Raw genomic sequence first — 24645 nt, 5'->3', positions numbered from 1 at the left:
ATATGAGTGAACTGCTGTTACCCGTAACCGAGCGTCTGCTGACGCCGGGTGGCCTGACCATCGACGATCTCCCAGCGCTGCTGGGCGAGCTCGCCGGTCCTGGCGTGGATGCTGCTGATCTGTATTTTCAGGATCAGGTATCCGAGTCCTGGGTACTGGAAGATGGCATCGTCAAGGAAGGCGGTTTTCACATCGAACAGGGCGTCGGCGTTCGGGCGCTTTCCGGTGAGAAGACCGGGTTCGCCTACAGCAACGCGATCACGGCCGATGCCTTGCGTCAGGCGGCCCAGGCCGCGCGGTCGATTGCCCGCAGCGGCAAGCAGGGGCAGGTCGGTGTGCTGTCCCGGGCAGCATTCGAGCCGCTCTACGGCCGCGATAATCCGCTCGACGGTCTGAGCCGGGGCGAAAAGGTGGAGCTGCTCAAGCGCATCGATGTCGCGACGCGAGCGCTCGATCCGCGGATCAAGCAGGTCACGGTGAGCCTGGCGGGTGTCTGGGAGCATGTTCTGGTTGCCGCGCTGGATGGCGGCATGGCTTCGGATATCCGCCCGCTGGTGCGTTTCAACGTCAGCGTGATCGTCGAGCAGAACGGCCGTCGCGAGCGCGGTGGGCAGGGTGGCGGCGGACGTACCGGCTACCAGTATTTCCTCGATGAGGATCGCGCCATGGGCTATGCGCGCGAAGCGCTGCGGCAGGCGCTGGTCAATCTCGAGGCAGTGCCGGCGCCTGCTGGGTCACTGCCGGTGGTGCTCGGCCCCGGGTGGTCTGGTGTACTGCTGCACGAGGCGGTCGGCCATGGGCTGGAGGGTGATTTCAATCGCAAGGGCAGCTCGGCCTACAGCGGTCGGATCGGGCAGAAGGTGGCGTCCAGCCTGTGCACCATCGTCGATGACGGAACCCTGGCGGATCGCCGAGGTTCGCTCAGCGTCGATGACGAAGGCACGCCGACGCAGTGCACCACACTGATCGAGAACGGCATTCTCAAGGGCTATATCCAGGACAAGCTAAACGCCCGGCTGATGGGCGTCGCGCCAACCGGCAACGGCCGTCGCGAGTCCTACGCGCACCTGCCGATGCCGCGCATGACCAACACCTACATGCTGGCCGGCGAGAGCGATCCGCAGGAAATCATCCGCTCGGTGAAAAAGGGTATCTACTGCGCCAGCCTCGGCGGCGGCCAGGTCGACATCACCAGTGGCAAGTTCGTCTTCTCCACCAGCGAGGCCTATCTGATCGAGGATGGCAAGATCACCGCGCCGGTGAAGGGCGCGACGCTGATCGGCAACGGCCCGGAAGTGATGAACCGGGTGTCGATGGTAGGCAACGACCTGGCGCTGGATAGCGGTGTCGGCACCTGCGGCAAGGATGGCCAGTCGGTGCCGGTGGGCGTCGGCCAACCGACGCTGAAGATCGACGAGATCACCGTGGGAGGGACGGGCGCTTGAGCAGGCGCGCGTCGGATCTTGACCGGCGGCCTGGAGCTGACTTCAGCGCAGGCCGCGCTTGGTCTCGTCCAGGTCTCGGATGTATTTGAAGATCTTCCGGCTCGCCGCCGGCGGCTTGTTGCGTGCCGCTTCATGCTGCGCATGGCGGATCAGGCCGCGCAGGTGCTGGCGGTCGGTCTCCGGATACTCGGCGACGAAGGCTTCCAGGGTACTGTCGTCGCCAGCGATCAGGCGGTCACGCCAACGTTCCAGCGCATGGAACCGTTCGTTGTACTGGCGGGTCGAGGCGTCGAGCTGGTCGACCAGAGCCAGGATCGCGTCGACGTCCTGGTCACGCATCAGTTTGCCGATGTATTGGATATGCCGTTTGCGTGCGATGTGTGCCTTGTGTTTGGGCGCGTCGGCAAGTGCCTTTTGCAGTGCGTCGCTGAGCGGCAGGCGAGCAATGAGATCGGGCTTGAGCGTGGTCAGACGCTCGCCGAGTTCCTGCAGCGCCAGCAGTTCGCGCTTGACCTGGGATTTGCTTTTTTCGTCGAAGCCCTCGACGTCGGAGTGTTCAGACATGGGGATGGTCCACTAGGAAATGCCGCCATGATAACAGCAGCCCCGGCAGCCGGCTCAGCGGAGCTGATGTCGGGCTGCTACTTGAATAGATTGCAGTGGTTTTGGGAGAGCTTATGAGTGAAGTAGAGGGCATCGGACCGCATGCGCTGCCCGGCTTGCGCGATAAGGTCGAGCGCATCATCGAAGAGGCGCGTCGGCAGGGCGCCAGCGCCAGTGAGGTTTCGGTTTCGATGGAGCAGGGCCTGTCCACCACGGTGCGTCAAGGCGAGGTGGAAACGGTCGAGTACAATCGCGACCAGGGCTTCGGTATCACGCTCTATGTCGGCCAGAGCAAGGGCTCGGCCAGCACCACCGGCAGCGGAGATGCCGCCATTCGGGAAACCGTGGCGGCCGCCCTGGCCATTGCCAGGCATGCGTCGGAGGACGAGTTCGCCGGCCTGGCCGATGCCTCGCTGATGGCGCGCGAGCTACCCGAACTCGACCTCTACCACCCGTGGGCGATCACCCCCGAACAGGCGATCGAGCAGGCGCTGAGCTGCGAAGGTGCGGCCTTCGCCTTCGACCAGCGGATTCGCAACGCCGACGGCACCAGCCTCAACACCCATCAGGGCTGTCGGGCCTACGGCAACAGCAACGGCTTCATCGGCGGTTATTGCAGCAGCCGGCACAGTCTGAGCTGCGTGATGATCGCTGAAAGCGATGGGCAGATGCAGCGGGACTATTTCTATGACGTGAACCGGATCGGCGAGGCGCTGATCGATCCGCTGACCATCGGTCAGCGAGCGGCTGAGCGTGCAGTTCGGCGGCTGGGCGCGCGTCCGATCCCGACTTGCGAGGTGCCGGTGCTGTTCGCGCCGGAGCTGGCTACCGGGCTGTTCAGCCATTTCATCGCAGCGATTTCCGGTGGCAATCTCTACCGCAAGGCATCGTACCTTGAAGGCGCGCTGGGGCAGACGCTGTTCCCTGAGTGGCTGAGCCTGGACGAGCGCCCTCACATCCCGCGGGCGCTGGGGAGCGCCGGTTACGACGGCGATGGCTTGGCGACCTATGCCAAACCCTTCGTTGAGGGTGGCCGCCTGCTGTCCTACGTGCTGTCGACCTACTCGGGACGCAAGCTGGGCATGCCGAGCACGGCCAATGCCGGCGGCGTGCACAACCTGTTCGTCAGTCACGGCGACGAGGATCAGGCAGCACTGATCCGTCAGATGGGGCGCGGGCTGCTGGTAACGGAACTGATGGGGCAGGGGCTGAATCTGGTGACCGGGGACTACTCGCGCGGTGCAGGCGGCTACTGGGTCGAGAATGGCGAGATACAGTTCCCGGTGCAGGAAGTGACTATCGCTGGCAACCTGCGTGACATGTTCCGTCAGATCGTCGCGGTAGGTTGTGATATCGAGACGCGTGGCAACGTGCGCACCGGCTCGGTGCTGATCGAGCGGATGACGGTGGCGGGCAAGTAGCCTCGCCCAGCCGGCGTGGTCATCATCCGCGCCGGCCGCTCGAGGCCTTATTCGCCTTCCTCAAAATAATCGTCGATCAGTGCGACCAGGGCTGCCAGGGCTTCGTGTTCCTGCTCGCCCTCGGTGTGCAGGTGCAGGGTCGAGCCCTTGCTGGCGGCAAGCATCATGACCGCCATGATGCTCTTGCCGTCCACCAGCGTGGCCGGGCAGCGGCCGACACGGACGGCACACGGATAGCGGTTGGCAACGCCGACGAACTTGGCCGCCGCGCGCGCATGCAGACCGAGCTTGTTGATGATGGTGACTTCGCGGGCAGGCATGGGGCAGGTATTCCTAGGCGAGGTCCCGGTGACGGACCTGCAGATTCTTCAGCGGCTCCCTGAGCGCTTGGCCCAGGCGCTCAGCCAGATAAACCGAGCGATGATGGCCGCCGGTACAGCCGATGGCGATGGTTACGTATGCGCGGTTGCTGGCGGCGAAGCGGGGCAGCCATTTGCTCAGGTAGGCATGGATGTCCTGAAACATTTCCTCTACGTCGGGCTGGGCAGTCAGATAGTCGATGACCGGTTGATCGAGCCCGGAGAAGTCGCGTAGCTCGGCTTTCCAGTAGGGGTTGGGCAGGCAGCGCACATCGAACACCAGGTCGGCGTCGACCGGCATGCCGCGCTTGAAACCGAACGACTCGATGAGGAATGCGGTGCCGGGTTCGGGTTTGTTCAGCAGGCGCAGCTTCAGGACGTCGCGCAGCTGGTAGAGATTCAGGTGCGTGGTGTCGATCTTCAGGTCGGCATGGTCGATGATGGCTGCCAATAGCAGCTCCTCGTCGCGGATTGCCTCGGCGAGGGAGCGGCTCTCGTTGGTCAGCGGATGACGCCGGCGGGTTTCTGAGAACCGCTTGAGCAGGGTTTCGTCGTCCGCGTCCAGATACAGCACGTCGCACTGGATATGCCTGGCGCGAACCTCTTCGAGCAGTTCCGGAAAACGCTTCAGTTGACTGGGCAGGTTGCGCGCGTCGATGGAAACGGCGACCTGCGGATGCAGCAGCTCGGTGTGCAGCAGCGCGCGCTCGGCAAGCTCGGGAAGCAGGCCCGCCGGCAGGTTGTCGATGCAGTAGAAACCGTTGTCTTCGAGCACGTTCAGCGCGGTGCTCTTGCCCGAGCCCGAACGGCCACTGACGATGATCAGCCGCATCTGGCTCCCACTCCGCTAGGCGCCATTCTGGACGTCGACGACGACCTGATAGAGGCTCTCATTGGTGGGTGCCTGGCGCAGTCGCTGGCGCACCTCTTCACGGTCAAGCATGCTGGCGATCTGGCGCAGCAGCTCGAGGTGCTCGTCGGTGGCCGCTTCCGGTACCAGCAAGACAAACAGCAGGTCTACCGGTGCGCCGTCGATGGCGTCGAAGTCCACCGGCGTTTCGAGCCGCAGCACGGCGCTCAGCGGGGCGTTACAGCCGACCATGCGGCAGTGAGGGATGGCGATGCCGTTGCCAAATCCGGTCGATCCCAGCTTCTCGCGGGCAATCAAGCTTTCGAATATGGTCTGGGAGTCGAGGTCTGTGAGGTCCTGGGCGATGACCTTGGCGATCTGTTCCAGGACGCGTTTCTTGCTACCGCCCGGGACGTTCACCAGGGAACGTCCGGGGGTCAGGATGTTTTCGAGTCGGATCATGTCTGGGAGTCAGCGGGAGATGGCGCCCTGGGTATGGTCGAGCTGCTTTTCCTTGTGCTTGATCAGCTGGCGATCGAGCTTGTCGACCAGCAGGTCGACGGCAGCATACATGTCTTCGTGTTCCGAGTTGGCGACCACTTCGCGGCCAGCCACATGCAGCGTCGCTTCGGCTTTCTGCTTGAGCTTCTCGACCTGCAGGATCACCTGGACGCTGATGATGCGGTCGAAATGACGGGCAAGCCGATCGAATTTCTCCTCGATGTAGTCACGCAGGGCATTGGTTACTTCCAGATGAACACCGCTGATATTGACTTGCATACTGCTATCTCCTTTGCCTTGTGCGAAGAGCAGGTCCGAAGCCCTGCCGCCGGGACGTTTCGGCCTTGGCCGATCACAGTAATCGTTTGCGCTCGCTGGATGGCGCGATACCGAGCGACTCCCGGTATTTGGCGACTGTGCGGCGGGCTACCTGAATGCCCTGCGCTTCCAGTAAACCAGCGATCTTGCTGTCGCTCAACGGCTTTTTCTGGTTTTCCGCCGCAACCAGCTTCTTGATGATCGCGCGGATCGCGGTGGACGAGCATTCCCCGCCTTCGGCCGTGCTGACGTGGCTGGAGAAGAAGTACTTGAGTTCGTAGATGCCGCGCGGAGTGTGCATGTATTTCTGGGTCGTCACGCGCGAAATGGTCGACTCGTGCATGCCCACCGCTTCGGCGATGTCGTGCAGCACCAGCGGTTTCATGGCCTCGTCACCATGCTCGAGAAATGCACGCTGGTGCTCGACGATCTGCGTGGCGACCTTCATCAGCGTTTCATTGCGGCTGAGCAGGCTCTTGATAAACCAGCGCGCTTCCTGCAGCTGGTTGCGCATGAAGGTGTTGTCGGCACTGGAGTCGGCACGTTTGACGAAGCTGGCGTACTGCGCATTGACGCGCAGGCGTGGCATGGCGTCCTGGTTCAGCTCTACCAGCCAACGGTCGTTGTGCTTGCGGACGATCACGTCAGGCACCACGTATTCCGGCTCGCTCGCTTCGATCTGAGAGCCAGGGCGCGGGTTGAGAGTCTGGATCAGCTCGATCACCTGGCGTAGCTCGTCCTCCTTGAGCTTCATCCGGCGCATCAGCAGGTTGTAGTCGCGGCTGCCGAGGACATCCAGGTAATCGCTGGCCAAACGCTGCGCTTCGCTCAACCAGGGGGTGCGCTCGGGCAGCTGACGCAGTTGCAGTAGCAGGCATTCGCGCAGATCGCGCGCGCCGATCCCGGCGGGTTCGAACTGCTGAATGCGGTGCAGCACGACTTCGACTTCGTCGAGTTCGATCTCCAATTCTGGGTCGAACGAGTCAGTGATTTCCTCGAGCGATTCTTCGAGATAACCCTGATCGTTGATGCAGTCGATCAGCGTGGTGGCGATCAGTCGATCGGTATCGCTCATCGGCGCGAGATTGAGTTGCCAGAGCAGGTGGCTCTGCAGGCTGACGCCAGATGACGTGCGGCTGGTGAAGTCCCACTCGTCATCATCGTTGCTGGGCAGGCTGCTGGCGCTGGTCTGGTAGATGTCCTCCCAGGCGGTGTCGACCGGCAGCTCGCTGGGAATGCGTTCACCCCAGTCAGCATCGTCGAGGCTTTCGCTGCCGTGCGATGGCTCGTCGTAAGTGCTGTCCTGTGTGGCGCTTTTCTCGCTGGTGGCCTCACCTGGGCGGTCGACAGCTTCGGCCATCGGGTCGGAGCTGTCGAAGTCGTCGCCGTCTTCCTCGCGCTCGAGCATGGGGTTGGAATCCAGCGCTTCCTGGATCTCCTGTTGCAGATCGAGGGTGGATAGCTGGAGGAGGCGTATGGCCTGTTGCAGCTGCGGTGTCATCGTCAGCTGCTGGCCCATCTTCAGGACTAGCGATGGTTTCATGGCAGAGGACTTCAAACCTTTTATGCCGGCGCAACCGCGCCCGTTCCGACATGTGGCGCGCCAGGCGCCAACAGAAAGCAAATTATATGCCTGCCGAGGAAGCCTTTGCCTAGGGCCGATTTGCCGAGCTGCGCAAAAAAAACGGCTCTACAGACGGAATTCGTGGCCCAGATAGACTTCCTTGACCAGTTGGTTGCTCAGGATTGTTTGGGCGTCGCCCTCGGCGATCAGCTGGCCATCGTTGACGATGTAGGCGGTTTCGCAGATGTCCAGAGTTTCACGGACATTGTGGTCGGTGATCAGTACGCCGATGCCCTTGGCCTTGAGGTGGTGGATGATCTGTTTGATATCGCCCACCGATATCGGATCGACGCCAGCGAAGGGCTCGTCGAGGAGGATGAATTTGGGAGCAGTAGCCAGCGCACGGGCGATCTCCACGCGGCGACGTTCGCCGCCGGACAGGCTCATGCCGAGGCTGTTGCGGATATGGTTGATGTGGAACTCCTGCAGCAGGCCTTCCAGCGCCTGCTGGCGGCCGCTACGGTCCAGATCCTTGCGGGTCTCGAGAATCGCCATGATGTTGTCGGCGACCGAGAGCTTGCGGAAGATCGAGGCCTCCTGCGGCAGATAGCCGATCCCGGCGCGCGCGCGACCGTGCATCGGCAGATGGGTCACGTCGTTCTGATCGATCAGCACTCGGCCCTGGTCGGCATTCACCAGGCCGACGATCATGTAGAAACACGTGGTCTTGCCAGCCCCGTTGGGGCCGAGCAGGCCGACGATCTGCCCACTTTCGATGGACAGGCTGACATCACGGACGACCTGGCGGCTCTTGTAGCTCTTGGCCAGATGCTGGGCTTTGAGGACGGCCATTACTCCGCCTGCTCCGCTGCCTGCCCGTTCTTGCGCGGCTGGATGACCATGTCCACACGTGGGCGCGGCGTGGTCACATCGGCGTTGGTGGCGCGGCCAGCATTGACGATCTGGCGACGGGTGTCATAGACGATCTTCTCGCCTTCGAAGGTGTTGCCTTCCTGAACGACCTTGGCCTGATCGATGAGCACGATCCGCTCGTTGGCGGCGAAGTACTGGATGGTCAGGCCGTAGGCTTTGACGATTTCCTTGTCCGCCGCAGGCTTCTGCTCGTAGTAGGCCGGTTTGCCGATGGAGGTGAAGACTTCGACGTCGCCGTTCTCGTCCTGCGTGATGGTCACCGTGTCGCCGGTGATCTTCATCGTGCCCTGGGTGATGACCACGTCGCCGCGGTAGACCGCCACGCCCTGTCGGTCGTCCAGCTCGGCGGTGTCGGCTTGAACGCGGATTGGCTGTTCACGGTCCTCGGGAAGCGCCCACGCGCTGGCGCCTAGCCAGAATGCGCTCAAACCGAGCAGGAGGGGGAGAGTCTTAACGCAGCTCATGCTGGCCTCTTACGTTGGACAGCAGGAGCATCCTGCCGTCATCCATGTACGCTTTCATGCCGGTTGCCGTGGTCACGCCATTGGCGGCCTCGATTCTAACGGCTTGCTTTGTCTCGGCATAATCCTTCTCCGGCCACACCGTCAGGCGGCTGGTGGTAAGGATCGTCGGGCGGCCCTTGGCATCGGTGCGCTCGACCTTGACCTGATCGATCAGCAGCACTTCGTCGCCTTCGGCCGATACTTCGCCGCGCTCACTACGCACGTGCCACGGCAGTTCGGTGCCGCGATAGGACAGCAGATCCGGCTTGGTCAGCAGACTGATGTCGCTCGCCTTGATGTGCTCGAGCTTGTCTGCGGTCAGTTCGTAGTTACGCTTGCCGTCGGGCTGATATTGCACCGTGCGGGAATTGATCACGTAGAAGTCGACATCAGGCGTTGCGCCGCTGGCGACGGATGGCTCCTGCATGAAACTTTCCGGGCGGATGTTCCAGTAGCCGACCGCCACCAGCAGGGCGGCGATCAGTGTAAGCAGGACAGCGAAGCGCATTTTGCGGAGCATCCAGACCTCTACAGATATGCGTTCTGAGCGGCGGCCAGAGTGCCCTGTGCGCGCATGATCAGTTCGCAGAACTCACGCGCCGCACCCTCGCCGCCGCGGGCCTGGGTAACGCCGTGGGCATGCTCGCGGACGAAGCTGTCGGCGCTGGCCACAGCCATGCCGAGGCCAACCCGGCGAATCACCGGCAGGTCGGGCAGGTCGTCGCCCAGATAGGCCACTTCAGAGTAGTTCAGCCCGAGTTCGGCCAGCAGCTCGTCAAGCACCACCAGCTTGTCTTCGCGACCCTGATACAGGTGCTGGATGCCCAGGTTCTGTGCCCGTCGCTCCACCACTGGCGTCTTGCGGCCACTGATGATGGCGGTGCGTACGCCCGAGTTGATCAGCATCTTGATGCCGTGGCCGTCCAGCGTATTGAAAGTCTTGAACTCGCTGCCGTCGGTGAGAAAGTACAGGCGGCCATCGGTCAGCACGCCATCCACATCGAAGATGGCCAGGCGGATGTCGCGTGCGCGCTGCAGAAGATGTTCGTGCATTACATGACCCCCGCACGCAGCAGGTCATGCATGTTCAGCGCGCCGATGGGCAGCTCCTGCTCATCGATCACCACGAGCGAGCTGATCTTGTGGTCTTCCATGATCTTCAATGCCTCGGCTGCCAGCATCTCGGCATTGGCGGTCTTGCCGTGGACGGTCATGACTTCATCGATACGCGTCTCGCGCACGTCCACGCCCTTGTCCAGTGCGCGGCGCAAGTCGCCGTCGGTGAAGATCCCGGCCAGGCGGCCATCGGCCTCGACGATCACCGTCATGCCCAGCCCCTTCTGAGTCATCTCCAGCAGTGCGTCGCGCAGTGAAGTACCGCGTTGCACTTTGGGCAGGCGACCGCCGGTGTGCATCACATGCTCGACCTTGAGTAGCAGGCGCCGGCCCAGTGCGCCGCCGGGATGGGAGAAGGCGAAGTCCTCGGCGGTGAAGCCGCGGGCCTCGAGCAGGGCGATCGCCAGGGCATCGCCGAGCACCAGGCTGGCGGTGGTGGAGGAGGTCGGTGCGAGGTTCAGCGGGCAGGCCTCGATGGCCACGCTGGCATCCAGGTTCACCGCGGCGGCCTTGGCCAATACCGAGTTGGAGTTGCCGGTCATGCTGATCAGGGTAATGCCAAGGCGCTTGATCAATGGCAGCAGCGTGACGATCTCGCTGGTGGTGCCGGAGTTGGACAGGGCAAGAACGACATCGTCCTGGGTAATCATGCCCATGTCGCCATGGCTGGCCTCGGCGGGATGCACGAAGAATGCGGCGGTGCCGGTGCTAGCCAGGGTGGCTGCGATCTTGCGGCCGATGTGGCCGGATTTGCCCATGCCGACCACGACGACCCGGCCCTTGCACGCAAGGATCAGGTCGCATGCCTTGACGAAAGAGGCATCGATCCGTGCGTTCAGCTGCTCTACTGCCTCGATTTCCAGGCGAATGGTGCGTTGCGCTGTTTCGATCAGTTGGCTGCTCTGGCTCATGGCTGGCGGGGTCGTCCGATTAAAAGGCGTGGATTATAGCGAGAAACCGCTTGTGGCTCATCGAAAATGTCGGTGCTGCTTGGCGAAGTTCGGTCGATTCGATCATTGTTGACTGAACCGAAGCTGAACGAGTCGCCGCCAGGCCACTGCTGGAAGCGCTCCTCGGTTGGGCGCTTTCGGGCGCGGTGCTATAGTGCGCCGCCGAAAACGGTCAGGGCAGAAAGTATCCCGGCGTCATCGGGAGCCGTCTGTTTCGCAGACTGCATGCAAGGAGACCAGATGAGCGCCTGCAACGACTACGCGGTCGAGCTGAAGGGAGTAACCTTCATGCGCGGCGAGCGGAGTATCTTCAATAACGTCGATATCGCCATTCCGCGAGGGAAGGTAACGGCCATCATGGGGCCGTCGGGATGCGGAAAGACGACGCTACTGCGGCTGATCGCCGCCCAGCTGATGCCTTCGCGCGGTGAGGTCTGGGTGACCGGGCAGAACCTGCCGAGCCTCTCGCGCAGCGAGCTGTTCGACATGCGCAAGCAGATGGGCGTGCTGTTCCAGAGCGGTGCGCTGTTCACCGATCTCGATGTGTTCGAGAACGTCGCATTCCCGCTGCGCGTTCATACCCGGCTGCCGGACGAAATGATCCGCGACATCGTGCTGATGAAGCTGCAGGCCGTCGGCTTGCGTGGTGCCATCGAGCTGATGCCGGACGAGCTGTCCGGTGGCATGAAGCGACGTGTTGCGCTGGCGCGGGCGATTGCCCTCGATCCGCAGATTCTGATGTATGACGAGCCTTTCGCCGGACAGGACCCGATCGCGATGGGGGTCTTGGTGCGCCTGATCAGGCTGCTCAACGATGCGCTGGGAATAACCAGTATCGTGGTATCGCACGACTTGGCAGAGACTGCCTCCATCGCCGATTACATCTATGTCGTGGGTGATGCCCAGGTCCTGGGGCAGGGTACGCCGGCGGAGCTGATGGAATCGGATAATCCGCGTATCCGGCAGTTCATGAAAGGTTCGGCGGATGGCCCGGTTCCATTCCATTTCCCTGCGCCGGCCTACGCTGATGATCTGCTGGGAGGTGGTGATGCGTAAGCGTTCGCTGTTGGATCGGATTGCTCTGCTCGGGCGTGCCGGTCTTGATGTCGTGGCGGCGTTGGGGCGCTCGACGCTTTTTCTCATGCACGCCCTGTTCGGTCGCAGCGGGCTGCGCAACGGATTTTCCCTGCTGGTCAAGCAGCTCTATTCGGTGGGGGTGCTGTCGCTGGCTATCGTGGTGGTGTCCGGTATCTTCATCGGTATGGTGCTGGCGCTGCAGGGCTACAACATCCTCAGCAGCTACGGGTCCGAGCAGGCTGTCGGTCAGATGGTCGCGTTGACGCTCCTGCGTGAGCTGGGGCCGGTAGTGACTGCATTGCTGTTCGCCGGTCGCGCCGGGTCGGCCTTGGCGGCCGAGATCGGCAACATGAAGTCAACCGAGCAGTTGTCGAGCCTGGAGATGATCGGTGTCGACCCGCTGAAATACATCATCGCGCCGCGCCTGTGGGCGGGTTTCATTTCCCTGCCGTTGCTGACGCTGATCTTCAATGTGGTCGGCATCTGGGGCGGAGCGATGGTCGCCGTTGACTGGCTCGGCGTATACGAAGGCTCGTTCTGGGCCAACATGCAGAACAGTGTCGACTTTCATTCGGATGTGCTCAACGGCGTGATCAAGAGCGTCGTATTCGCCTTCGTCGTGACCTGGATCGCTGTCTTCCAGGGCTACGACTGCGAGCCGACTTCCGAAGGGATCAGCCGTGCCACGACCCGAACCGTGGTCTACGCCTCGCTGGCGGTGCTTGGGCTCGATTTCATTTTGACCGCATTGATGTTTGGAGATTTCTGATGCGTATCCGCACTCTGGAGTTGGGCGTCGGCCTGTTCCTGCTCGCCGGCCTGCTGGCCCTGCTGCTGCTGTCGCTGCGAGTCAGCGGACTGAGCGTGGCCGACACCGATACCTACAAGCTGTATGCCTATTTCGACAATATCGCCGGATTGACGGTCCGATCAAAGGTGACCATGGCTGGCGTAACCATCGGCAAGGTCACTGCGATCGATCTGGACCGCGACAGCTACACCGGACGGGTGACCCTGGAAATCCAGGAGGATGTGAACATCCTGCCGGCCGATTCCACGGCCTCGATCCTGACGGCCGGCCTGCTCGGAGAGAAGTATGTCGGCATCAGCGTGGGCGGGGAGGAAGAGGTGCTGAAGGACGGAGATACCATCCAGGACACCCAGTCGTCGCTGGTGCTCGAGGACCTGATCGGCAAGTTCCTGCTCAATTCGGTTAATAAAGAGTAAAGGAGAAGCGAATGATGACTGCCCTGCGTTGCGGCCTGCTGGTTCTGCTGGCCGTATTGCCCATGTTCTCCCATGCCGCGCTGAGCGCGCATCAGGTGATCCAGAAGACCACCGACGAACTGCTGGCCGACCTGAAGGCCAACAAGGAGCAGTACCGTAACGATCCGTCGGCGTTCTACGATTCGCTCAATGAGATTCTCGGTCCGGTAGTCGATGCGGACGGCATCTCTCGCAGCATCATGACCGTCAAGTACTCGCGCAATGCCTCGCCCGAGCAAATGAAGCGTTTTCAGGAAAACTTCAAGCGCAGCCTGATGCAGTTCTATGGCAATGCCTTGCTCGAGTACAACAACCAGCAGATTCGCGTGCTGCCGCCCAGCGGCAAGCAGGACCCCAAGCGCACCAGTGTCGGCATGGAAGTGGTGGGGCGGCAGGGCGAGATCTATCCGGTGTCCTACACCATGGTCAACGATGGCGAGTGGCGCGTGCGCAACGTGATCATCAATGGCATCAACATAGGCAAGCTGTTCCGTGACCAGTTCGCCGACTCGATGCAGAAGAACGGCGGCGATCTGGACAAGACCATCGATGGCTGGGCCGAAGTGGTGGCGCGGGCGAAGGGAACCGAAGCCGGGCAGCAGGCGGCTGGTGATGAGTGAGGCGCAGATCGAGCGCTCTGGCGAGGCCGAACTGCGCCTGCGCGGCGTGTTGGATTACCGCAGTGGACCGGCCTTGCGTGAAGCCGGCCGGTCGCTGATCGCTGGCGGCCGCTCGCCGCTGACGCTCGATTGCTCCGCCGTGGAGCGCTCCAGTAGTGTCGGGCTGTCGCTGCTTCTGGCTTTCATGCGCGATGCCAGGGCGGCTGGCGTCGAGCTGCGTGTCACTGGTTTGCCGGACGACATGCAGAAGATCGCCAGGGTGTCCGGCCTTATGGATATCCTGCCGCTGGACGCTTCCCCGGTCTGACAAGGAGACAGCCGTATGAAACTGCGCTGGGCGGAAAACCTGCGCGATGGCGTGCATGGGCTCGCTGAATCGCTTGGCAATTTGCTGGTCGAGAGCTTCCACTACCTGGCGCTGTTTGCCATCGGCGCAGTGACGGCTTGGGCTGCGGTCATGGCCTTTCTCGGCATGGTCGAGAAGGGCCACATATCGATAGATGACATCCTGCTGCTGTTCATCTATCTCGAGCTGGGCGCGATGGTCGGGATCTATTTCAAGACCAACCACATGCCGGTGCGCTTCCTTATCTATGTGGCGATCACCGCACTGACCCGCCTGCTGATTTCCGATATTTCCCATCACCACCGTCCAGACATGGGCGTGGTCTATGTGTCCGGCGCGATCCTGCTGCTGGCGCTGGCGATCCTGGTGGTGCGCTTTGCCTCCTCGCGCTTCCCGGCCGTGCAGAGCGACAGCGGGCTGTCGCGGCAGCGGCGCGAGCGCGATCAGGGGGCCGAAACGCTGGATTGAGATCTGCGCGCGAGGTTCGGGGTTCGCAGCCTTCGGGCTTTTTTGTATGATGGCCGGCCCGTGCGCGTCCTGCGCCCGATTGAGGTAGAACATGCAGGCCCTAGAAGTGAAGAATTTCCTGGAAGCGAAGATTCCAGGAGCCCAGGTGGAAGTGGAAGGCGAAGGCTGCAACTTCCAGCTCAACGTGATCAGTGATGAGCTGGCCGCCCTGAGCCCGGTGAAGCGTCAGCAACAGATCTACGCTCACCTCAACCCATGGATCGCCGACGGCAGCATCCACGCCGTCACCATGAAGTTCTTCAGTCGCACAGACTGGGCCGCGCGCGCCTGATCGGCTTAGGCCCGCGCAACCAATCATTCCAGGCAGAGCGCGTCTCGATGACCGCGCCGCCCCCTTCGACAGTGCTTCGAGCCTGCGGCTTACGGGAATCTCCATGGACAAACTGATCATTACCGGCGGCATTCGCCTCGATGGCGAGATTCGCATTTCCGGTGCAAAGAACTCCGCTCTGCCGATTCTGGCCGCCACCTTGCTGGCCGATACTCCGGTTACGGTGTGCAACCTCCCGCACCTGCACGACATCACCACGATGATCGAGCTGTTCGGTCGTATGGGCGTGCAGCCTGTCATCGACGAAAAGCTCAGTGTCGAAGTCGACGCCAGCAGCATCAAGACCCTGGTCGCGCCGTACGAGCTGGTGAAGACCATGCGCGCCTCGATCCTCGTGCTCGGCCCCATGGTCGCGCGTTTCGGCGAGGCTGAGGTCGCGCTGCCCGGTGGTTGTGCCATCGGTTCGCGGCCAGTCGACCTGCACATCCGCGGTCTCGAGGCCATGGGCGCGCAGATCGACGTCGAAGGCGGCTACATCAAGGCCAAGGCCCCGGCCGGTGGCCTGCGCGGCGCACACTTCTTCTTCGATACGGTCAGTGTGACCGGTACCGAGAACATCATGATGGCCGCGGCGCTGGCCAACGGTCGCAGCGTGCTGGAAAACGCCGCGCGTGAGCCGGAGGTGGTCGATTTGGCCAACTTCCTCAATGCCATGGGCGCCAAGGTCTCCGGTGCCGGCACCGACACCATCACCATCGACGGCGTCAAGCGCCTCGGTGGTGGTCGTTACAGCGTGATGCCCGACCGTATCGAGACCGGCACCTATCTGGTCGCCGCTGCAGCCACTGGCGGTCGCGTGCGCCTGAAGGATACCGACGCGACGCTGCTCGAAGCCGTGCTGCACAAGCTGGTCGAGGCGGGCGCGCACATCGATACCGGCAGCGACTGGATCGAACTGGACATGAAGGGCAAGCGGCCGAAGGCGGTCAACGTCCGCACCGCGCCGTACCCGGCGTTTCCCACCGACATGCAGGCGCAGTTCATCGCGCTCAATGCCATCGCCGAGGGCACCGGTACGGTCATCGAAACGGTCTTCGAGAACCGCTTCATGCACGTCTACGAGATGAATCGCATGGGTGCGCAGATCCTCGTCGAGGGCAACACTGCCATCGTCACCGGCGTCGATCATCTCAAGGGTGCTCCGGTCATGGCGACCGACCTGCGCGCTTCGGCGAGCCTGGTGATCGCCGGTCTGGTGGCCGAAGGCGATACGCTGATCGATCGCATCTACCACATCGACCGTGGCTACGAGTGCATCGAGGAGAAGCTGCAGTTGCTCGGGGCGAAGATTCGCCGCGTTCCCGGCTGATAGCGATCTGCTACGCGAGATCGCAGTTGGTCACATGGTCGCCGCTCAAGGTTGGCCGTTGCCGTTCAAGGAAAACGCTCCATGCTCACCATCGCCCTGTCCAAAGGCCGCATTCTCGATGACACGCTGCCACTGCTCGCTGCCGCGGGCATCGAGCCTACCGAGAATCCGGACAAGAGCCGCAAGCTGATCATCCCGACCACCCAGGATGACGTGCGTCTGCTCATCGTCCGTGCCACCGACGTGCCGACCTATGTCGAGCATGGTGCGGCCGACCTTGGCGTCGCCGGCAAGGACGTGCTGATGGAGTACGGTGGCCAGGGGCTGTACGAGCCGCTCGACCTGAAGATCGCCAACTGCAAGTTGATGACCGCCGGCAAGGTCGGCGCGCCGGAGCCAAAGGGGCGTCTGCGTGTGGCGACCAAGTTCGTCAACGTGGCCAAGCGCTATTACGCCGAACAGGGTCGTCAGGTCGACATCATCAAGCTGTACGGCTCCATGGAGCTCGCGCCACTGGTGGGGCTGGCCGACAAGATCATCGACGTGGTCGACACCGGCAACACGCTGCGTGCCAATGGCCTGGAGCCCCAGGAACTGATCGCCACCATCAGCTCGCGTCTGGTGGTGAACAAGGCTTCGATGAAGATGCAGCACGCGCGCATCCAGGCGCTGATCGATACGCTGCACGCGGCCGTTGAGCAACATCAGCATTGATATCTCACGCGGCTGCGGCCGCGCCTGCCTATTCGTGCCATAGCTGAAATTCTCAGGTGCCCGCACGGTGGGCTTGATATTCTAGCGGCGCCTGAGAGCCCGGCCTGCGCTTCGTGCGGTTGCAACGAAGCCGGCTGCTTCCGATGCCTAGCCAACCAAGAGGCCCGCTATGACCGCTCCCTCCGCCATTCGCCGACTCAACGCTGCCGATGCCGACTTCGCTCGTCATCTGGACCATCTGCTGAGCTGGGAAAGCGTCTCCGACGACGGCGTTAACGCGCGGGTGCTGGAGATCATCAAGGCCGTGCGCGAGCGCGGCGATGCAGCGGTCGTCGAGCTGACCCAGCGTTTCGACGCGCTGGAAGTCGCCTCCATGGCCGATCTGATCCTGCCGCGCGCGCGTCTGGAACAGGCGCTCGAGCGCATCACCCGGGAGCAGCGCGAGGCGCTGGAAATCGCTGCCGAGCGCGTGCGCAGCTATCACGAGCGGCAGAAACAGGACTCCTGGACCTACACCGAGGCCGACGGCACTGTGCTCGGTCAGAAGGTCACGCCGCTGGATCGCGCCGGCCTCTACGTGCCGGGCGGCAAGGCTTCCTATCCGTCTTCGGTGCTGATGAACGCCATTCCGGCCAAGGTCGCCGGCGTGCCGGAGGTGGTCATGGTGGTGCCGACGCCGCGTGGCGAGGTCAACGAGCTGGTGTTGGCTGCGGCCTGCATTGCCGGTGTCGACCGGGTCTTCACCATCGGCGGGGCGCAAGCCGTCGCGGCGTTGGCCTACGGCACCGAGAGCGTGCCGCCGGTGGACAAGATCGTTGGGCCGGGCAACATCTACGTCGCTACCGCTAAGCGTCACGTGTTCGGCAAGGTTGGCATCGACATGATTGCCGGGCCATCGGAAATCCTCGTGGTCTGTGATGGCCAGACCGATCCGGACTGGATCGCCATGGATCTGTTCTCCCAGGCCGAGCACGATGAGGATGCGCAATCGATCCTGGTCAGCCCGGATGCCGCGTTCCTCGATCGCGTCGCCGAGAGCATCGCCCGCCTGCTGCCGACGCTGGAGCGTGCCGACATCGCCCGCACCTCCATCGAAGGTCGCGGCGCGCTGATCCAGGTGGCCGACATGCAGCAGGCCATCGAGGTGGCCAACCGCATCGCCCCTGAACATCTGGAGCTTTCGGTCGCCGATCCGGAGCAGTGGCTGCCGCAGATTCGCCATGCCGGAGCGATCTTCATGGGGCGCTACACCGCCGAGGCGCTGGGCGACTATTGCGCCGGCCCCAACCACGTGCTGCCGACCTCCGGGACTGCACGTTTCTCTTCGCCGCTGGGCGTATACGACTTCCAGAAACGCTCGTCGATCATCAACTGCTCGGCCGAGGGGGCCTCGACCTTGGGCAAGGTGGCGTCGGTCCTGGCGCGCGGCGAATCGCTGACTGCGCATGCGCGCAGCGCCGAGTACCGGATCAAAGGCTAGCGGCAAGCTTCAAGCTGCAAGCGACAAGTCAGATCGTAGGGTGGACAACGCTTTGCTTGCCCACCGCTGGCCAACGTGGCAAGTGGGAAACGCTTCGCGGTTTTCCACCCTACGGCAAACCGACCACATTCGAGGAGAGAAGGGCGGATGAGCAAGTTCTGGAGCCCCTTCGTCAAGGACCTGGTGCCCTATGTGCCAGGCGAGCAACCCAAGCTGAACAAGCTGGTCAAGCTCAACACCAACGAGAACCCCTACGGCCCGTCGCCGCGGGCGATCGCTGCGATGCAGGCGGAAATCAACGATGGCCTGCGCCTGTATCCGGACCCCAATGGTGAGCGCCTCAAGCAGGCTGTAGCCGACTACTACAATGTGCAGCCGACCCAGGTATTCGTCGGTAATGGTTCCGACGAAGTGCTGGCGCACGCGTTTCATGGGCTGCTCCAGCATGGCCGTCCGTTGCTGTTTCCTGATATCAGCTACAGCTTCTATCCGGTCTACTGCGGGCTGTACGGCATCGCCTACGAAACTATCGCGTTGAACCAGCAATTCCAGATCGACGTCGCCGATTACCAGCGACCGAACGGCGGCATCATCTTCCCCAACCCGAACGCGCCGACCGGCTGCCTGTTGCCGCTCGACGCGATCGAGCGGCTGTTGCAGGCCAATACCGAGTCCGTCGTGTTGGTCGACGAGGCCTATGTCGATTTTGGCGGCGAGTCGGCAATTGCCCTGGTCGATCGTTACCCGAACCTGCTGGTGACCCAGACGCTCTCCAAGTCGCGCTCGTTGGCCGGGTTGCGGGTTGGTCTGGCGGTCGGCCATCCGGAGCTGATCGAGGCGCTGGAACGCATCAAGAACAGCTTCAACTCTTATCCACTGGATCGCATCGCTATTGCCGGAGCGGCCGCTGCCTTCGAGGATCGCGAATACTTCGAGCGGACCTGCCGGCAGGTTATCGACAGCCGGGAAAAGGTGACCGCGGCGTTGCAGGCGCGCGGCTTCGAGGTTCTGCCTTCGGCGGCGAACTTCATTTTTGCGCGCCACCCGCAACGCGATGCAGCGAGCATCGCCGCCGGACTGCGCGAGCAGGGCGTGATCGTGCGTCACTTCAAGCAGCTTCGTATCGAGCAGTTTCTGCGCATTACCATCGGCACGCCCGAGCAGAATCAGGCGTTACTCGAGGCGCTCGGCTAGGGGCGCTCGGCTAAGAGTGCAGGCCTAGCGAACCCGGGCGGGTTCGCTGAGTGCGTTGCTACCGAGGGGCGGCGTTCACCGGTGGGCGGACGCCCACTTCCGCGGTGAGGGTCAATGGTTTGCCGTTGCGTAGGATATCGATGTCGATCTTCTCGCCCGGCCGCGCGCGGGCAACCTGATTCATCGAACTGCGACCGTCGGCCGACTGCACACCATCGATGCTGAGAATCAGATCGCCAGGCTGCAGGCCGGCTCGTTCGGCAGGGCCGTCGCGGTAGACGCCGGCTACGACGATGCCCGGGCGGCCCTCCTGGCCGAAAGACTCGGCCAGCTCCTGGGTCAGCGATTGCACCTCCACTCCGAGCCAGCCGCGAATCACCTGACCATGCTCGATGATCGATTTCATCACCTCCAGCGCAAGCTTCACCGGGATGGCGAAGCCGATGCCCTGTGAGCCGCCGGACTCGGAAATGATCGCGGTGTTGATACCGATGAGGTTGCCGCCGGCATCGACCAGTGCGCCGCCCGAGTTGCCACGATTGATCGCGGCGTCGGTCTGGATGAAGTCTTCGTAGGTATTGAGGCCCAGCTGGTTGCGTCCGGTGGCGCTGATGATGCCCATGGTCACGGTCTGGCCGACCCCGAATGGGTTGCCGATTGCCAGCGTGACGTCACCGACGCGGATGCGATCGGAGTGGCCAAGGGTTATCGCCGGAAGCTCAGCCAGGTCGATCTTGAGGACCGCGAGGTCGGTTTCCGGATCACTGCCGATCACCCTGGCCAGGGTCTCGCGGCCATCCTTGAGCGCCACGACGATCTGCTCGGCATTGGCTGTAACGTGATTGTTGGTCAGCAGGTAGCCCTCGGGGCTCATGATGACTGCCGAGCCGAGGCTCGACTCCATGCGCCGCTGCCGTGGCAGGTTGTCGTTGAAAAAGCGCTGGAACAGCGGGTCTTTGGCCAAAGGCGGTTGCTGCTCCGTCTTCTCGATGACCTTGGTGGTATAGAGATTGGCAACGGCTGGTGCCGCCGAAGCCACGGCATTGGCATACGAATAGGGTCCCTGCTGGGAGCCGGCGGCTATTAGGGGCGCCTGCTGAAGACCGATATCCGGTTCGGTGATCCCCACCAGCTGCGGGTAGCGCTGGATGATCAGCAGTGCTACGAGTATGCCGACCAGCAGCGGCCAGCCTAGGAAACGCAGGGCATTGAACATCGCGCGGGAATCCGGACAGAGTTGCGGGCGCGGGGAGTGCGCCTTAAGGTGGCGGCATTATACGAAGCTCGAACTGAAATGCAGCTTCGCATTCATGATTTGCAGCAGCGCACTGGTCATTGCCGCGGGCTCGCTGCAGCGAAGGAGAGGTCGATGTGACTGTTTCGCTTACCACGCTGGTCCAGGAGGCGGACCGCTATCTGGAGGCCGGCAGGATTGCCGATTACTGTCCCAACGGTCTTCAGGTCGAAGGGCGTCCTCGGGTCGCCCGTATCGTCAGTGGTGTGACGGCCAGCCAGGCACTGCTCGATGCTGCGGTCGAGGCTGATGCCGACGTGGTGCTGGTGCACCACGGCTACTTCTGGAAGAACGAGGATGCACGCATCGTCGGAATGAAGCAGCGTCGTTTGAAGACATTGCTGGGCCACGACATTTCCTTGCTCGCCTATCATCTGCCACTCGATGTGCACCCCGAGGTTGGCAATAACGTCCAGCTGGGCAGGTTGCTGGGGCTATGCATCGAAGGTGGACTGGAGCCGGAGAATCCGCGTTCGGTCGGGTTGGTCGGGTCGCTGGAGCAGCCGCTGGCGCCGGCCGAGTTCATGCACGGCATACAGCAAGCGCTCGGGCGCCAGCCATTGATGGTCGAAGGCCGGGGTCCGATCCGTCGCGTCGCCTGGTGCACCGGTGGTGCCCAGGGTTATATCGACAAGGCCGTCGCCGCCGGCGTGGACGCCTACATCACGGGCGAAATCTCCGAGCCTACCGCGCACATCGCCCGGGAAAACGGTTTGAGCTTCTTCGCGGCGGGGCACCATGCCACCGAGCGGTACGGGGTCCAGGCGCTCGGCGATTACCTGGCGCGGCAGTTCGGAATCGAGCATCGCTTCATCGACTGCCCCAATCCGGCGTGAGCTTATCTGGCTGACGAGGTCTTGTTGGCGCTCGTCGAATCGGCGGCCTGATGCGGCCGCTTCGTACTCCTGCTCGATATAAATCTATAGCTTTTAGATCTAAAACGCGGCCTGATTAGAATTTAAGGCCGTGTTAGAGTTGCGCCCAATCAACGGCCGGCCGGCCGTCCACCTGCCAAATCGTGAGTAGCCATGGTCGACAAACTGACGCATCTGAAACAGCTGGAGGCGGAAAGCATCCATATCATCCGCGAGGTCGCCGCCGAGTTCGGTAACCCGGTGATGCTCTATTCCATCGGCAAGGATTCGGCCGTGATGCTGCATCTGGCGCGCAAAGCCTTCTTTCCGGGCAAGCTGCCATTTCCGGTGCTGCACGTCGATACACGCTGGAAATTCCAGGAGATGTACGCCTTCCGCTCCCGGATGGTCGAGGAAATGGGCCTTGAATTGATCACCCACATTAACCCCGAGGGTGTGGCGCAGGACATGAATCCCTTCACCTACGGCAGTGCGAAGCACACCGACGTGATGAAAACCGAAGGACTCAAGCAGGCGCTGGACAAGTACGGCTTCGATGCGGCCTTCGGTGGCGCCCGCCGCGACGAAGAGAAGTCCCGGGCCAAGGAGCGCGTCTATTCCTTCCGAGACAGCAAGCACCGCTGGGATCCGAAGAACCAGCGTCCCGAGCTATGGAACCTCTATAACGGCAAGGTCAAGAAAGGCGAGTCGATCCGCGTGTTCCCGCTCTCGAACTGGACCGAGCTGGATATCTGGCAGTACATCTACTTGGAGCAGATCCCGATCGTGCCGCTGTATTTCGCGGCCGAGCGGGAAGTGGTGGAGCTTAACGGCACGCTGGTGATGATCGACGATGAGCGCATCCTCGACCACCTGACACCCGAGCAGAAGGCCGGTATCCACAAGAAGATGGTGCGCTTCCGTACCCTCGGTTGCTATCCGCTGACCGGCGCGGTGGAATCCACCGCCACCACCTTGCCGGAGATCATTCAGGAAATGCTGCTGACCCGGACATCCGAGCGTCAGGGCCGCGTCATTGACCACGATGCCACCGGGTCGATGGAAGAAAAGAAACGCCAGGGTTACTTCTAAGGATCGCGCACCATGTCTCATCAGTCAGATTTGATCGGCCAGGACATCCTCGCGTACCTGGCGCAGCACGAGCGCAAGGAGCTCCTGCGTTTCCTCACCTGCGGCAACGTCGACGACGGCAAGAGCACGTTGATCGGCCGCCTGCTGCATGACTCGAAGATGATCTATGAGGATCATCTGGAGGCCATTACTCGCGATTCGAAGAAGGTCGGTACCACTGGCGAGGACGTCGATCTGGCGTTGCTGGTCGATGGCCTGCAGGCCGAGCGTGAGCAGGGCATCACCATCGATGTGGCCTACCGTTATTTCTCCACGGCGAAGCGTAAGTTCATCATTGCCGATACCCCCGGCCACGAGCAGTACACCCGCAACATGGCCACCGGGGCGTCCACCTGCGACCTGGCGATCATTCTGGTCGATGCCCGCTACGGGGTGCAGACCCAGACCAAGCGCCACAGCTTCATCACCTCGTTGCTGGGCATCAAGCATATCGTCGTTGCCATCAACAAGATGGACCTGATGAACTTCGATCAGGACGTCTTCGAGAAGATCAAGGCCGACTACCTGGCGTTTGCCGAGCGCATCGAGCTCAAGCCGTCGTCGCTGCACTTCGTGCCGATGTCCGCGCTCAAGGGCGACAACGTGGTCAATCGCAGCGAGCGCGCACCCTGGTACCTGGGGCAATCGCTGATGGAGATTCTCGAGAGCGTCGAGATTGCCGGCGACCGTAACTTCGACGATCTGCGTTTCCCTGTGCAGTACGTCAACCGCCCGAACCTGAACTTCCGTGGTTTCGCCGGCACCCTGGCCAGCGGCATCGTGCGCAAGGGCGACGAGATCGCCGTGCTGCCGTCCGGCAAGACCAGTCGAGTGAAATCCATCGTCACCTTCGACGGCGAGCTGGAGCAGGCCACGCCAGGCGAAGCCATTACTCTGACTCTGGAAGACGAGATCGACGTGTCACGCGGTGACATGCTGGTACATGCCGACAGCCGCCCGCGTATCGCCGATGGTTTCGAGGCAATGCTGGTGTGGATGGGCGAAGAGCCGATGCTGCCGGGCAAGAAGTACGACATCAAGCGCGCCACCAGCTATGTGCCGGGCTCGATTGCCAGCATCACTCACACGGTAGATGTGAACACGCTGGAGAAGGGCGCGGCGAGCAGCCTGCAGCTCAACGAGATCGGCAAGGTCAAGGTCAGCCTGGACGCGCCGATCGCTCTGGATGGCTACGAGCAGAACCGCACCACTGGCGCCTTTATCGTCATCGACCGCCTCACCAATGGCACCGTTGGCGCCGGCATGATCATCGCCGACCCGGTTACCCATGGTTCGGGTGGTCATCATGGCGCGCTGGCCCACGTCTCTACCGACGAGCGAGCCACACGCTTCGGCCAGCAGCCGGCGACCGTGTTGTTCACCGGCCTGTCCGGCGCTGGCAAGAGCACCCTGGCCTATGCTGTGGAGCGCAAGCTGTTCGATATGGGGCGTGCGGTCTATGTCCTCGACGGCCAGAACCTGCGCCACGACCTCAACAAGGGTCTACCGCAGGACCGCGCCGGCCGCACCGAAAACTGGCGCCGCGCCGCCCACGTCGCACGTCAGTTCAACGAGGCGGGGCTGATCACCCTGGCCGCGTTCGTTGCACCAGACGCGGAGGGTCGCGAACAGGCCAAGGCATTGATCGGCGCTGAGCGTCTGATCACCGTCTACGTCCAGGCCTCCCCGCAAGCCTGCCGCCAGCGCGATCCGCAGGGATTGTATGCGGCCGGTGGGGATAATATTCCGGGCGAGTCGTTCCCGTACGATGTGCCGCTGTGTGCTGACTTGGTGGTTGATAGCGAAATGACGGCCCTGGAAGAGGGCGTTAGGCAGGTGATGGGTCTGTTGCGCGATCGAGGCGTTATCTAAAGCTAGCTTGGTGATGCGAAAGCCCCGCAGATGCGGGGCTTTTTGTTCGAGAGAAACCTGCTTGCT

Annotated in this window: 28 protein-coding genes; 16 read left to right on the top strand and 12 right to left on the bottom strand. The window is 62.4% G+C overall.

Annotation, left to right across the window (positions count from 1 at the left end):
* Positions 1-2 precede the first annotated feature (2 nt).
* Positions 3-1445, top strand: a complete 1443-nt coding sequence (gene tldD / locus NAO55_RS13780) for a metalloprotease TldD (RefSeq protein WP_102840567.1) — start codon at positions 3-5, stop codon at positions 1443-1445.
* Positions 1446-1487: 42 nt separating this feature from the next.
* Here tldD and yjgA read toward each other — a convergent pair whose 3' ends face one another.
* The gene (gene yjgA, locus NAO55_RS13775) at positions 1488-2009 is read right to left on the bottom strand and encodes a ribosome biogenesis factor YjgA (RefSeq protein ID WP_102840568.1); all 522 of its coding nucleotides are present in this window, start codon (positions 2007-2009) and stop codon (positions 1488-1490) included.
* Positions 2010-2122: 113 nt separating this feature from the next.
* Between yjgA and pmbA the strand changes: the two genes are divergently transcribed.
* Positions 2123-3469 (top strand): metalloprotease PmbA, encoded by a 1347-nt coding sequence (pmbA, locus tag NAO55_RS13770; protein ID WP_063544398.1) that lies wholly within the window; start codon positions 2123-2125, stop codon positions 3467-3469.
* A gap of 47 nt (positions 3470-3516) precedes the next feature.
* On the opposite strand, the gene NAO55_RS13765 is transcribed toward pmbA, so the two are convergent.
* The 10 genes from NAO55_RS13765 to NAO55_RS13720 form a co-directional block, all read right to left on the bottom strand.
* Positions 3517-3789, bottom strand: coding sequence for an HPr family phosphocarrier protein (locus tag NAO55_RS13765; RefSeq protein ID WP_063544400.1), 273 nt, complete (start codon positions 3787-3789; stop codon positions 3517-3519).
* A gap of 13 nt (positions 3790-3802) precedes the next feature.
* Entirely contained in the window at positions 3803-4660 is an 858-nt protein-coding gene (gene rapZ, locus NAO55_RS13760) for an RNase adapter RapZ (RefSeq protein WP_102840569.1), read from the bottom strand.
* A 15-nt stretch (positions 4661-4675) separates the two neighbouring features.
* Entirely contained in the window at positions 4676-5140 is a 465-nt protein-coding gene (ptsN, locus tag NAO55_RS13755; protein WP_063544404.1) for a PTS IIA-like nitrogen regulatory protein PtsN, read from the bottom strand.
* Positions 5141-5149: 9 nt separating this feature from the next.
* Positions 5150-5458 carry a ribosome hibernation-promoting factor, HPF/YfiA family gene (hpf, locus tag NAO55_RS13750; RefSeq protein ID WP_063544406.1) on the bottom strand — a complete coding sequence of 103 codons (309 nt, stop codon included), beginning with the start codon at positions 5456-5458 and terminating at the stop codon, positions 5150-5152.
* A 73-nt stretch (positions 5459-5531) separates the two neighbouring features.
* Positions 5532-7040, bottom strand: coding sequence for an RNA polymerase factor sigma-54 (locus NAO55_RS13745; protein ID WP_102840570.1), 1509 nt, complete (start codon positions 7038-7040; stop codon positions 5532-5534).
* A 147-nt stretch (positions 7041-7187) separates the two neighbouring features.
* Entirely contained in the window at positions 7188-7913 is a 726-nt protein-coding gene (lptB, locus tag NAO55_RS13740; protein WP_063544410.1) for an LPS export ABC transporter ATP-binding protein, read from the bottom strand.
* On the bottom strand, positions 7913-8458 hold the full coding sequence (gene lptA / locus NAO55_RS13735; protein ID WP_063544412.1) for a lipopolysaccharide transport periplasmic protein LptA: 546 nt from the start codon (positions 8456-8458) through the stop codon (positions 7913-7915). The genes lptB and lptA overlap by 1 nt, the downstream gene beginning before the upstream one ends.
* Positions 8445-9017: an LPS export ABC transporter periplasmic protein LptC gene (lptC, locus tag NAO55_RS13730; RefSeq protein ID WP_063544413.1), complete on the bottom strand. Its 573-nt coding sequence runs from the start codon at positions 9015-9017 to the stop codon at positions 8445-8447. Before lptC ends, lptA begins: the two co-directional genes overlap by 14 nt.
* Before the next feature lie 8 nt (positions 9018-9025).
* Positions 9026-9550: a KdsC family phosphatase gene (locus tag NAO55_RS13725; protein ID WP_063544415.1), complete on the bottom strand. Its 525-nt coding sequence runs from the start codon at positions 9548-9550 to the stop codon at positions 9026-9028.
* Positions 9550-10524, bottom strand: a complete 975-nt coding sequence (locus tag NAO55_RS13720; protein ID WP_102840571.1) for a KpsF/GutQ family sugar-phosphate isomerase — start codon at positions 10522-10524, stop codon at positions 9550-9552. The genes NAO55_RS13725 and NAO55_RS13720 overlap by 1 nt, the downstream gene beginning before the upstream one ends.
* 279 nt (positions 10525-10803) lie before the next feature.
* On the opposite strand from NAO55_RS13720, the gene NAO55_RS13715 reads away from it, so the two are divergent.
* The 11 genes from NAO55_RS13715 (at position 10804) to hisC (ending at position 19428) form a co-directional block, all read left to right on the top strand.
* Positions 10804-11619: an ATP-binding cassette domain-containing protein gene (locus NAO55_RS13715; protein WP_063544419.1), complete on the top strand. Its 816-nt coding sequence runs from the start codon at positions 10804-10806 to the stop codon at positions 11617-11619.
* Positions 11612-12409 (top strand): lipid asymmetry maintenance ABC transporter permease subunit MlaE, encoded by a 798-nt coding sequence (gene mlaE, locus NAO55_RS13710; protein WP_102840572.1) that lies wholly within the window; start codon positions 11612-11614, stop codon positions 12407-12409. Before NAO55_RS13715 ends, mlaE begins: the two co-directional genes overlap by 8 nt.
* The gene (gene mlaD / locus NAO55_RS13705; RefSeq protein WP_102840573.1) at positions 12409-12867 is read left to right on the top strand and encodes an outer membrane lipid asymmetry maintenance protein MlaD; all 459 of its coding nucleotides are present in this window, start codon (positions 12409-12411) and stop codon (positions 12865-12867) included. The genes mlaE and mlaD overlap by 1 nt, the downstream gene beginning before the upstream one ends.
* Before the next feature lie 11 nt (positions 12868-12878).
* Positions 12879-13526, top strand: a complete 648-nt coding sequence (locus tag NAO55_RS13700) for an MlaC/ttg2D family ABC transporter substrate-binding protein (protein WP_102840574.1) — start codon at positions 12879-12881, stop codon at positions 13524-13526.
* A complete protein-coding gene (locus NAO55_RS13695) occupies positions 13519-13833 on the top strand; it encodes an STAS domain-containing protein (protein ID WP_102840575.1) in 315 nt (104 codons plus the stop codon). Before NAO55_RS13700 ends, NAO55_RS13695 begins: the two co-directional genes overlap by 8 nt.
* A 15-nt stretch (positions 13834-13848) precedes the next feature.
* Positions 13849-14340 (top strand): phosphate-starvation-inducible protein PsiE, encoded by a 492-nt coding sequence (locus NAO55_RS13690; RefSeq protein WP_102840576.1) that lies wholly within the window; start codon positions 13849-13851, stop codon positions 14338-14340.
* Positions 14341-14431: 91 nt separating this feature from the next.
* Positions 14432-14671 carry a BolA family protein gene (locus NAO55_RS13685; protein ID WP_011912231.1) on the top strand — a complete coding sequence of 80 codons (240 nt, stop codon included), beginning with the start codon at positions 14432-14434 and terminating at the stop codon, positions 14669-14671.
* A 103-nt stretch (positions 14672-14774) separates the two neighbouring features.
* Entirely contained in the window at positions 14775-16040 is a 1266-nt protein-coding gene (gene murA, locus NAO55_RS13680) for a UDP-N-acetylglucosamine 1-carboxyvinyltransferase (RefSeq protein WP_063544432.1), read from the top strand.
* An 81-nt stretch (positions 16041-16121) separates the two neighbouring features.
* On the top strand, positions 16122-16754 hold the full coding sequence (gene hisG, locus NAO55_RS13675) for an ATP phosphoribosyltransferase (RefSeq protein WP_079328445.1): 633 nt from the start codon (positions 16122-16124) through the stop codon (positions 16752-16754).
* A 169-nt stretch (positions 16755-16923) separates the two neighbouring features.
* Positions 16924-18234, top strand: coding sequence for a histidinol dehydrogenase (gene hisD / locus NAO55_RS13670; protein WP_102840577.1), 1311 nt, complete (start codon positions 16924-16926; stop codon positions 18232-18234).
* Between the two features lie 147 nt (positions 18235-18381).
* The gene (gene hisC, locus NAO55_RS13665; protein WP_102840578.1) at positions 18382-19428 is read left to right on the top strand and encodes a histidinol-phosphate transaminase; all 1047 of its coding nucleotides are present in this window, start codon (positions 18382-18384) and stop codon (positions 19426-19428) included.
* Positions 19429-19486: 58 nt separating this feature from the next.
* On the opposite strand, the gene algW is transcribed toward hisC, so the two are convergent.
* Positions 19487-20644: a Do family serine endopeptidase AlgW gene (gene algW / locus NAO55_RS13660; protein WP_063544441.1), complete on the bottom strand. Its 1158-nt coding sequence runs from the start codon at positions 20642-20644 to the stop codon at positions 19487-19489.
* A gap of 155 nt (positions 20645-20799) precedes the next feature.
* Here algW and NAO55_RS13655 point away from each other — a divergent pair, with 155 nt between their 5' ends.
* From NAO55_RS13655 to cysN, 3 genes are all read left to right on the top strand, one after another.
* A complete protein-coding gene (locus NAO55_RS13655) occupies positions 20800-21558 on the top strand; it encodes a Nif3-like dinuclear metal center hexameric protein (protein ID WP_102840579.1) in 759 nt (252 codons plus the stop codon).
* 192 nt (positions 21559-21750) lie between these two features.
* Positions 21751-22668, top strand: coding sequence for a sulfate adenylyltransferase subunit CysD (gene cysD, locus NAO55_RS13650; RefSeq protein WP_102840580.1), 918 nt, complete (start codon positions 21751-21753; stop codon positions 22666-22668).
* A gap of 12 nt (positions 22669-22680) precedes the next feature.
* Positions 22681-24579, top strand: coding sequence for a sulfate adenylyltransferase subunit CysN (gene cysN, locus NAO55_RS13645; RefSeq protein WP_102840581.1), 1899 nt, complete (start codon positions 22681-22683; stop codon positions 24577-24579).
* Positions 24580-24645 lie beyond the last annotated feature (66 nt).

Source organism: Stutzerimonas frequens (genome assembly GCF_024448335.1).
Taxonomy (GTDB): domain Bacteria; phylum Pseudomonadota; class Gammaproteobacteria; order Pseudomonadales; family Pseudomonadaceae; genus Stutzerimonas; species Stutzerimonas frequens.
This window is presented reverse-complemented; position numbering and strand designations above follow the sequence as displayed.

Bases quoted from the DNA above. Each gene is read 5' to 3' on its own strand.
- mlaE (WP_102840572.1), top strand. From the start codon at position 11,612: ATGCGTAAGCGTTCGCTGTTGGATCGGATTGCTCTGCTCGGGCGTGCC.
- cysN (WP_102840581.1), top strand. From the start codon at position 22,681: ATGTCTCATCAGTCAGATTTGATCGGCCAGGACATCCTCGCGTACCTG.
- NAO55_RS13685 (WP_011912231.1), top strand. From the start codon at position 14,432: ATGCAGGCCCTAGAAGTGAAGAATTTCCTGGAAGCGAAGATTCCAGGA.
- mlaD (WP_102840573.1), top strand. From the start codon at position 12,409: ATGCGTATCCGCACTCTGGAGTTGGGCGTCGGCCTGTTCCTGCTCGCC.
- hpf (WP_063544406.1), bottom strand. From the start codon at position 5,458: ATGCAAGTCAATATCAGCGGTGTTCATCTGGAAGTAACCAATGCCCTG.
- pmbA (WP_063544398.1), top strand. From the start codon at position 2,123: ATGAGTGAAGTAGAGGGCATCGGACCGCATGCGCTGCCCGGCTTGCGC.
- hisC (WP_102840578.1), top strand. From the start codon at position 18,382: ATGAGCAAGTTCTGGAGCCCCTTCGTCAAGGACCTGGTGCCCTATGTG.
- NAO55_RS13745 (WP_102840570.1), bottom strand. From the start codon at position 7,040: ATGAAACCATCGCTAGTCCTGAAGATGGGCCAGCAGCTGACGATGACA.
- NAO55_RS13700 (WP_102840574.1), top strand. From the start codon at position 12,879: ATGATGACTGCCCTGCGTTGCGGCCTGCTGGTTCTGCTGGCCGTATTG.
- ptsN (WP_063544404.1), bottom strand. From the start codon at position 5,140: ATGATCCGACTCGAAAACATCCTGACCCCCGGACGTTCCCTGGTGAAC.
- NAO55_RS13725 (WP_063544415.1), bottom strand. From the start codon at position 9,550: ATGCACGAACATCTTCTGCAGCGCGCACGCGACATCCGCCTGGCCATC.
- rapZ (WP_102840569.1), bottom strand. From the start codon at position 4,660: ATGCGGCTGATCATCGTCAGTGGCCGTTCGGGCTCGGGCAAGAGCACC.
- NAO55_RS13695 (WP_102840575.1), top strand. From the start codon at position 13,519: ATGAGTGAGGCGCAGATCGAGCGCTCTGGCGAGGCCGAACTGCGCCTG.
- NAO55_RS13765 (WP_063544400.1), bottom strand. From the start codon at position 3,789: ATGCCTGCCCGCGAAGTCACCATCATCAACAAGCTCGGTCTGCATGCG.
- lptB (WP_063544410.1), bottom strand. From the start codon at position 7,913: ATGGCCGTCCTCAAAGCCCAGCATCTGGCCAAGAGCTACAAGAGCCGC.
- algW (WP_063544441.1), bottom strand. From the start codon at position 20,644: ATGTTCAATGCCCTGCGTTTCCTAGGCTGGCCGCTGCTGGTCGGCATA.
- tldD (WP_102840567.1), top strand. From the start codon at position 3: ATGAGTGAACTGCTGTTACCCGTAACCGAGCGTCTGCTGACGCCGGGT.
- lptC (WP_063544413.1), bottom strand. From the start codon at position 9,017: ATGCTCCGCAAAATGCGCTTCGCTGTCCTGCTTACACTGATCGCCGCC.
- lptA (WP_063544412.1), bottom strand. From the start codon at position 8,458: ATGAGCTGCGTTAAGACTCTCCCCCTCCTGCTCGGTTTGAGCGCATTC.
- cysD (WP_102840580.1), top strand. From the start codon at position 21,751: ATGGTCGACAAACTGACGCATCTGAAACAGCTGGAGGCGGAAAGCATC.
- yjgA (WP_102840568.1), bottom strand. From the start codon at position 2,009: ATGTCTGAACACTCCGACGTCGAGGGCTTCGACGAAAAAAGCAAATCC.
- NAO55_RS13690 (WP_102840576.1), top strand. From the start codon at position 13,849: ATGAAACTGCGCTGGGCGGAAAACCTGCGCGATGGCGTGCATGGGCTC.
- hisG (WP_079328445.1), top strand. From the start codon at position 16,122: ATGCTCACCATCGCCCTGTCCAAAGGCCGCATTCTCGATGACACGCTG.
- NAO55_RS13720 (WP_102840571.1), bottom strand. From the start codon at position 10,524: ATGAGCCAGAGCAGCCAACTGATCGAAACAGCGCAACGCACCATTCGC.
- NAO55_RS13715 (WP_063544419.1), top strand. From the start codon at position 10,804: ATGAGCGCCTGCAACGACTACGCGGTCGAGCTGAAGGGAGTAACCTTC.
- hisD (WP_102840577.1), top strand. From the start codon at position 16,924: ATGACCGCTCCCTCCGCCATTCGCCGACTCAACGCTGCCGATGCCGAC.
- murA (WP_063544432.1), top strand. From the start codon at position 14,775: ATGGACAAACTGATCATTACCGGCGGCATTCGCCTCGATGGCGAGATT.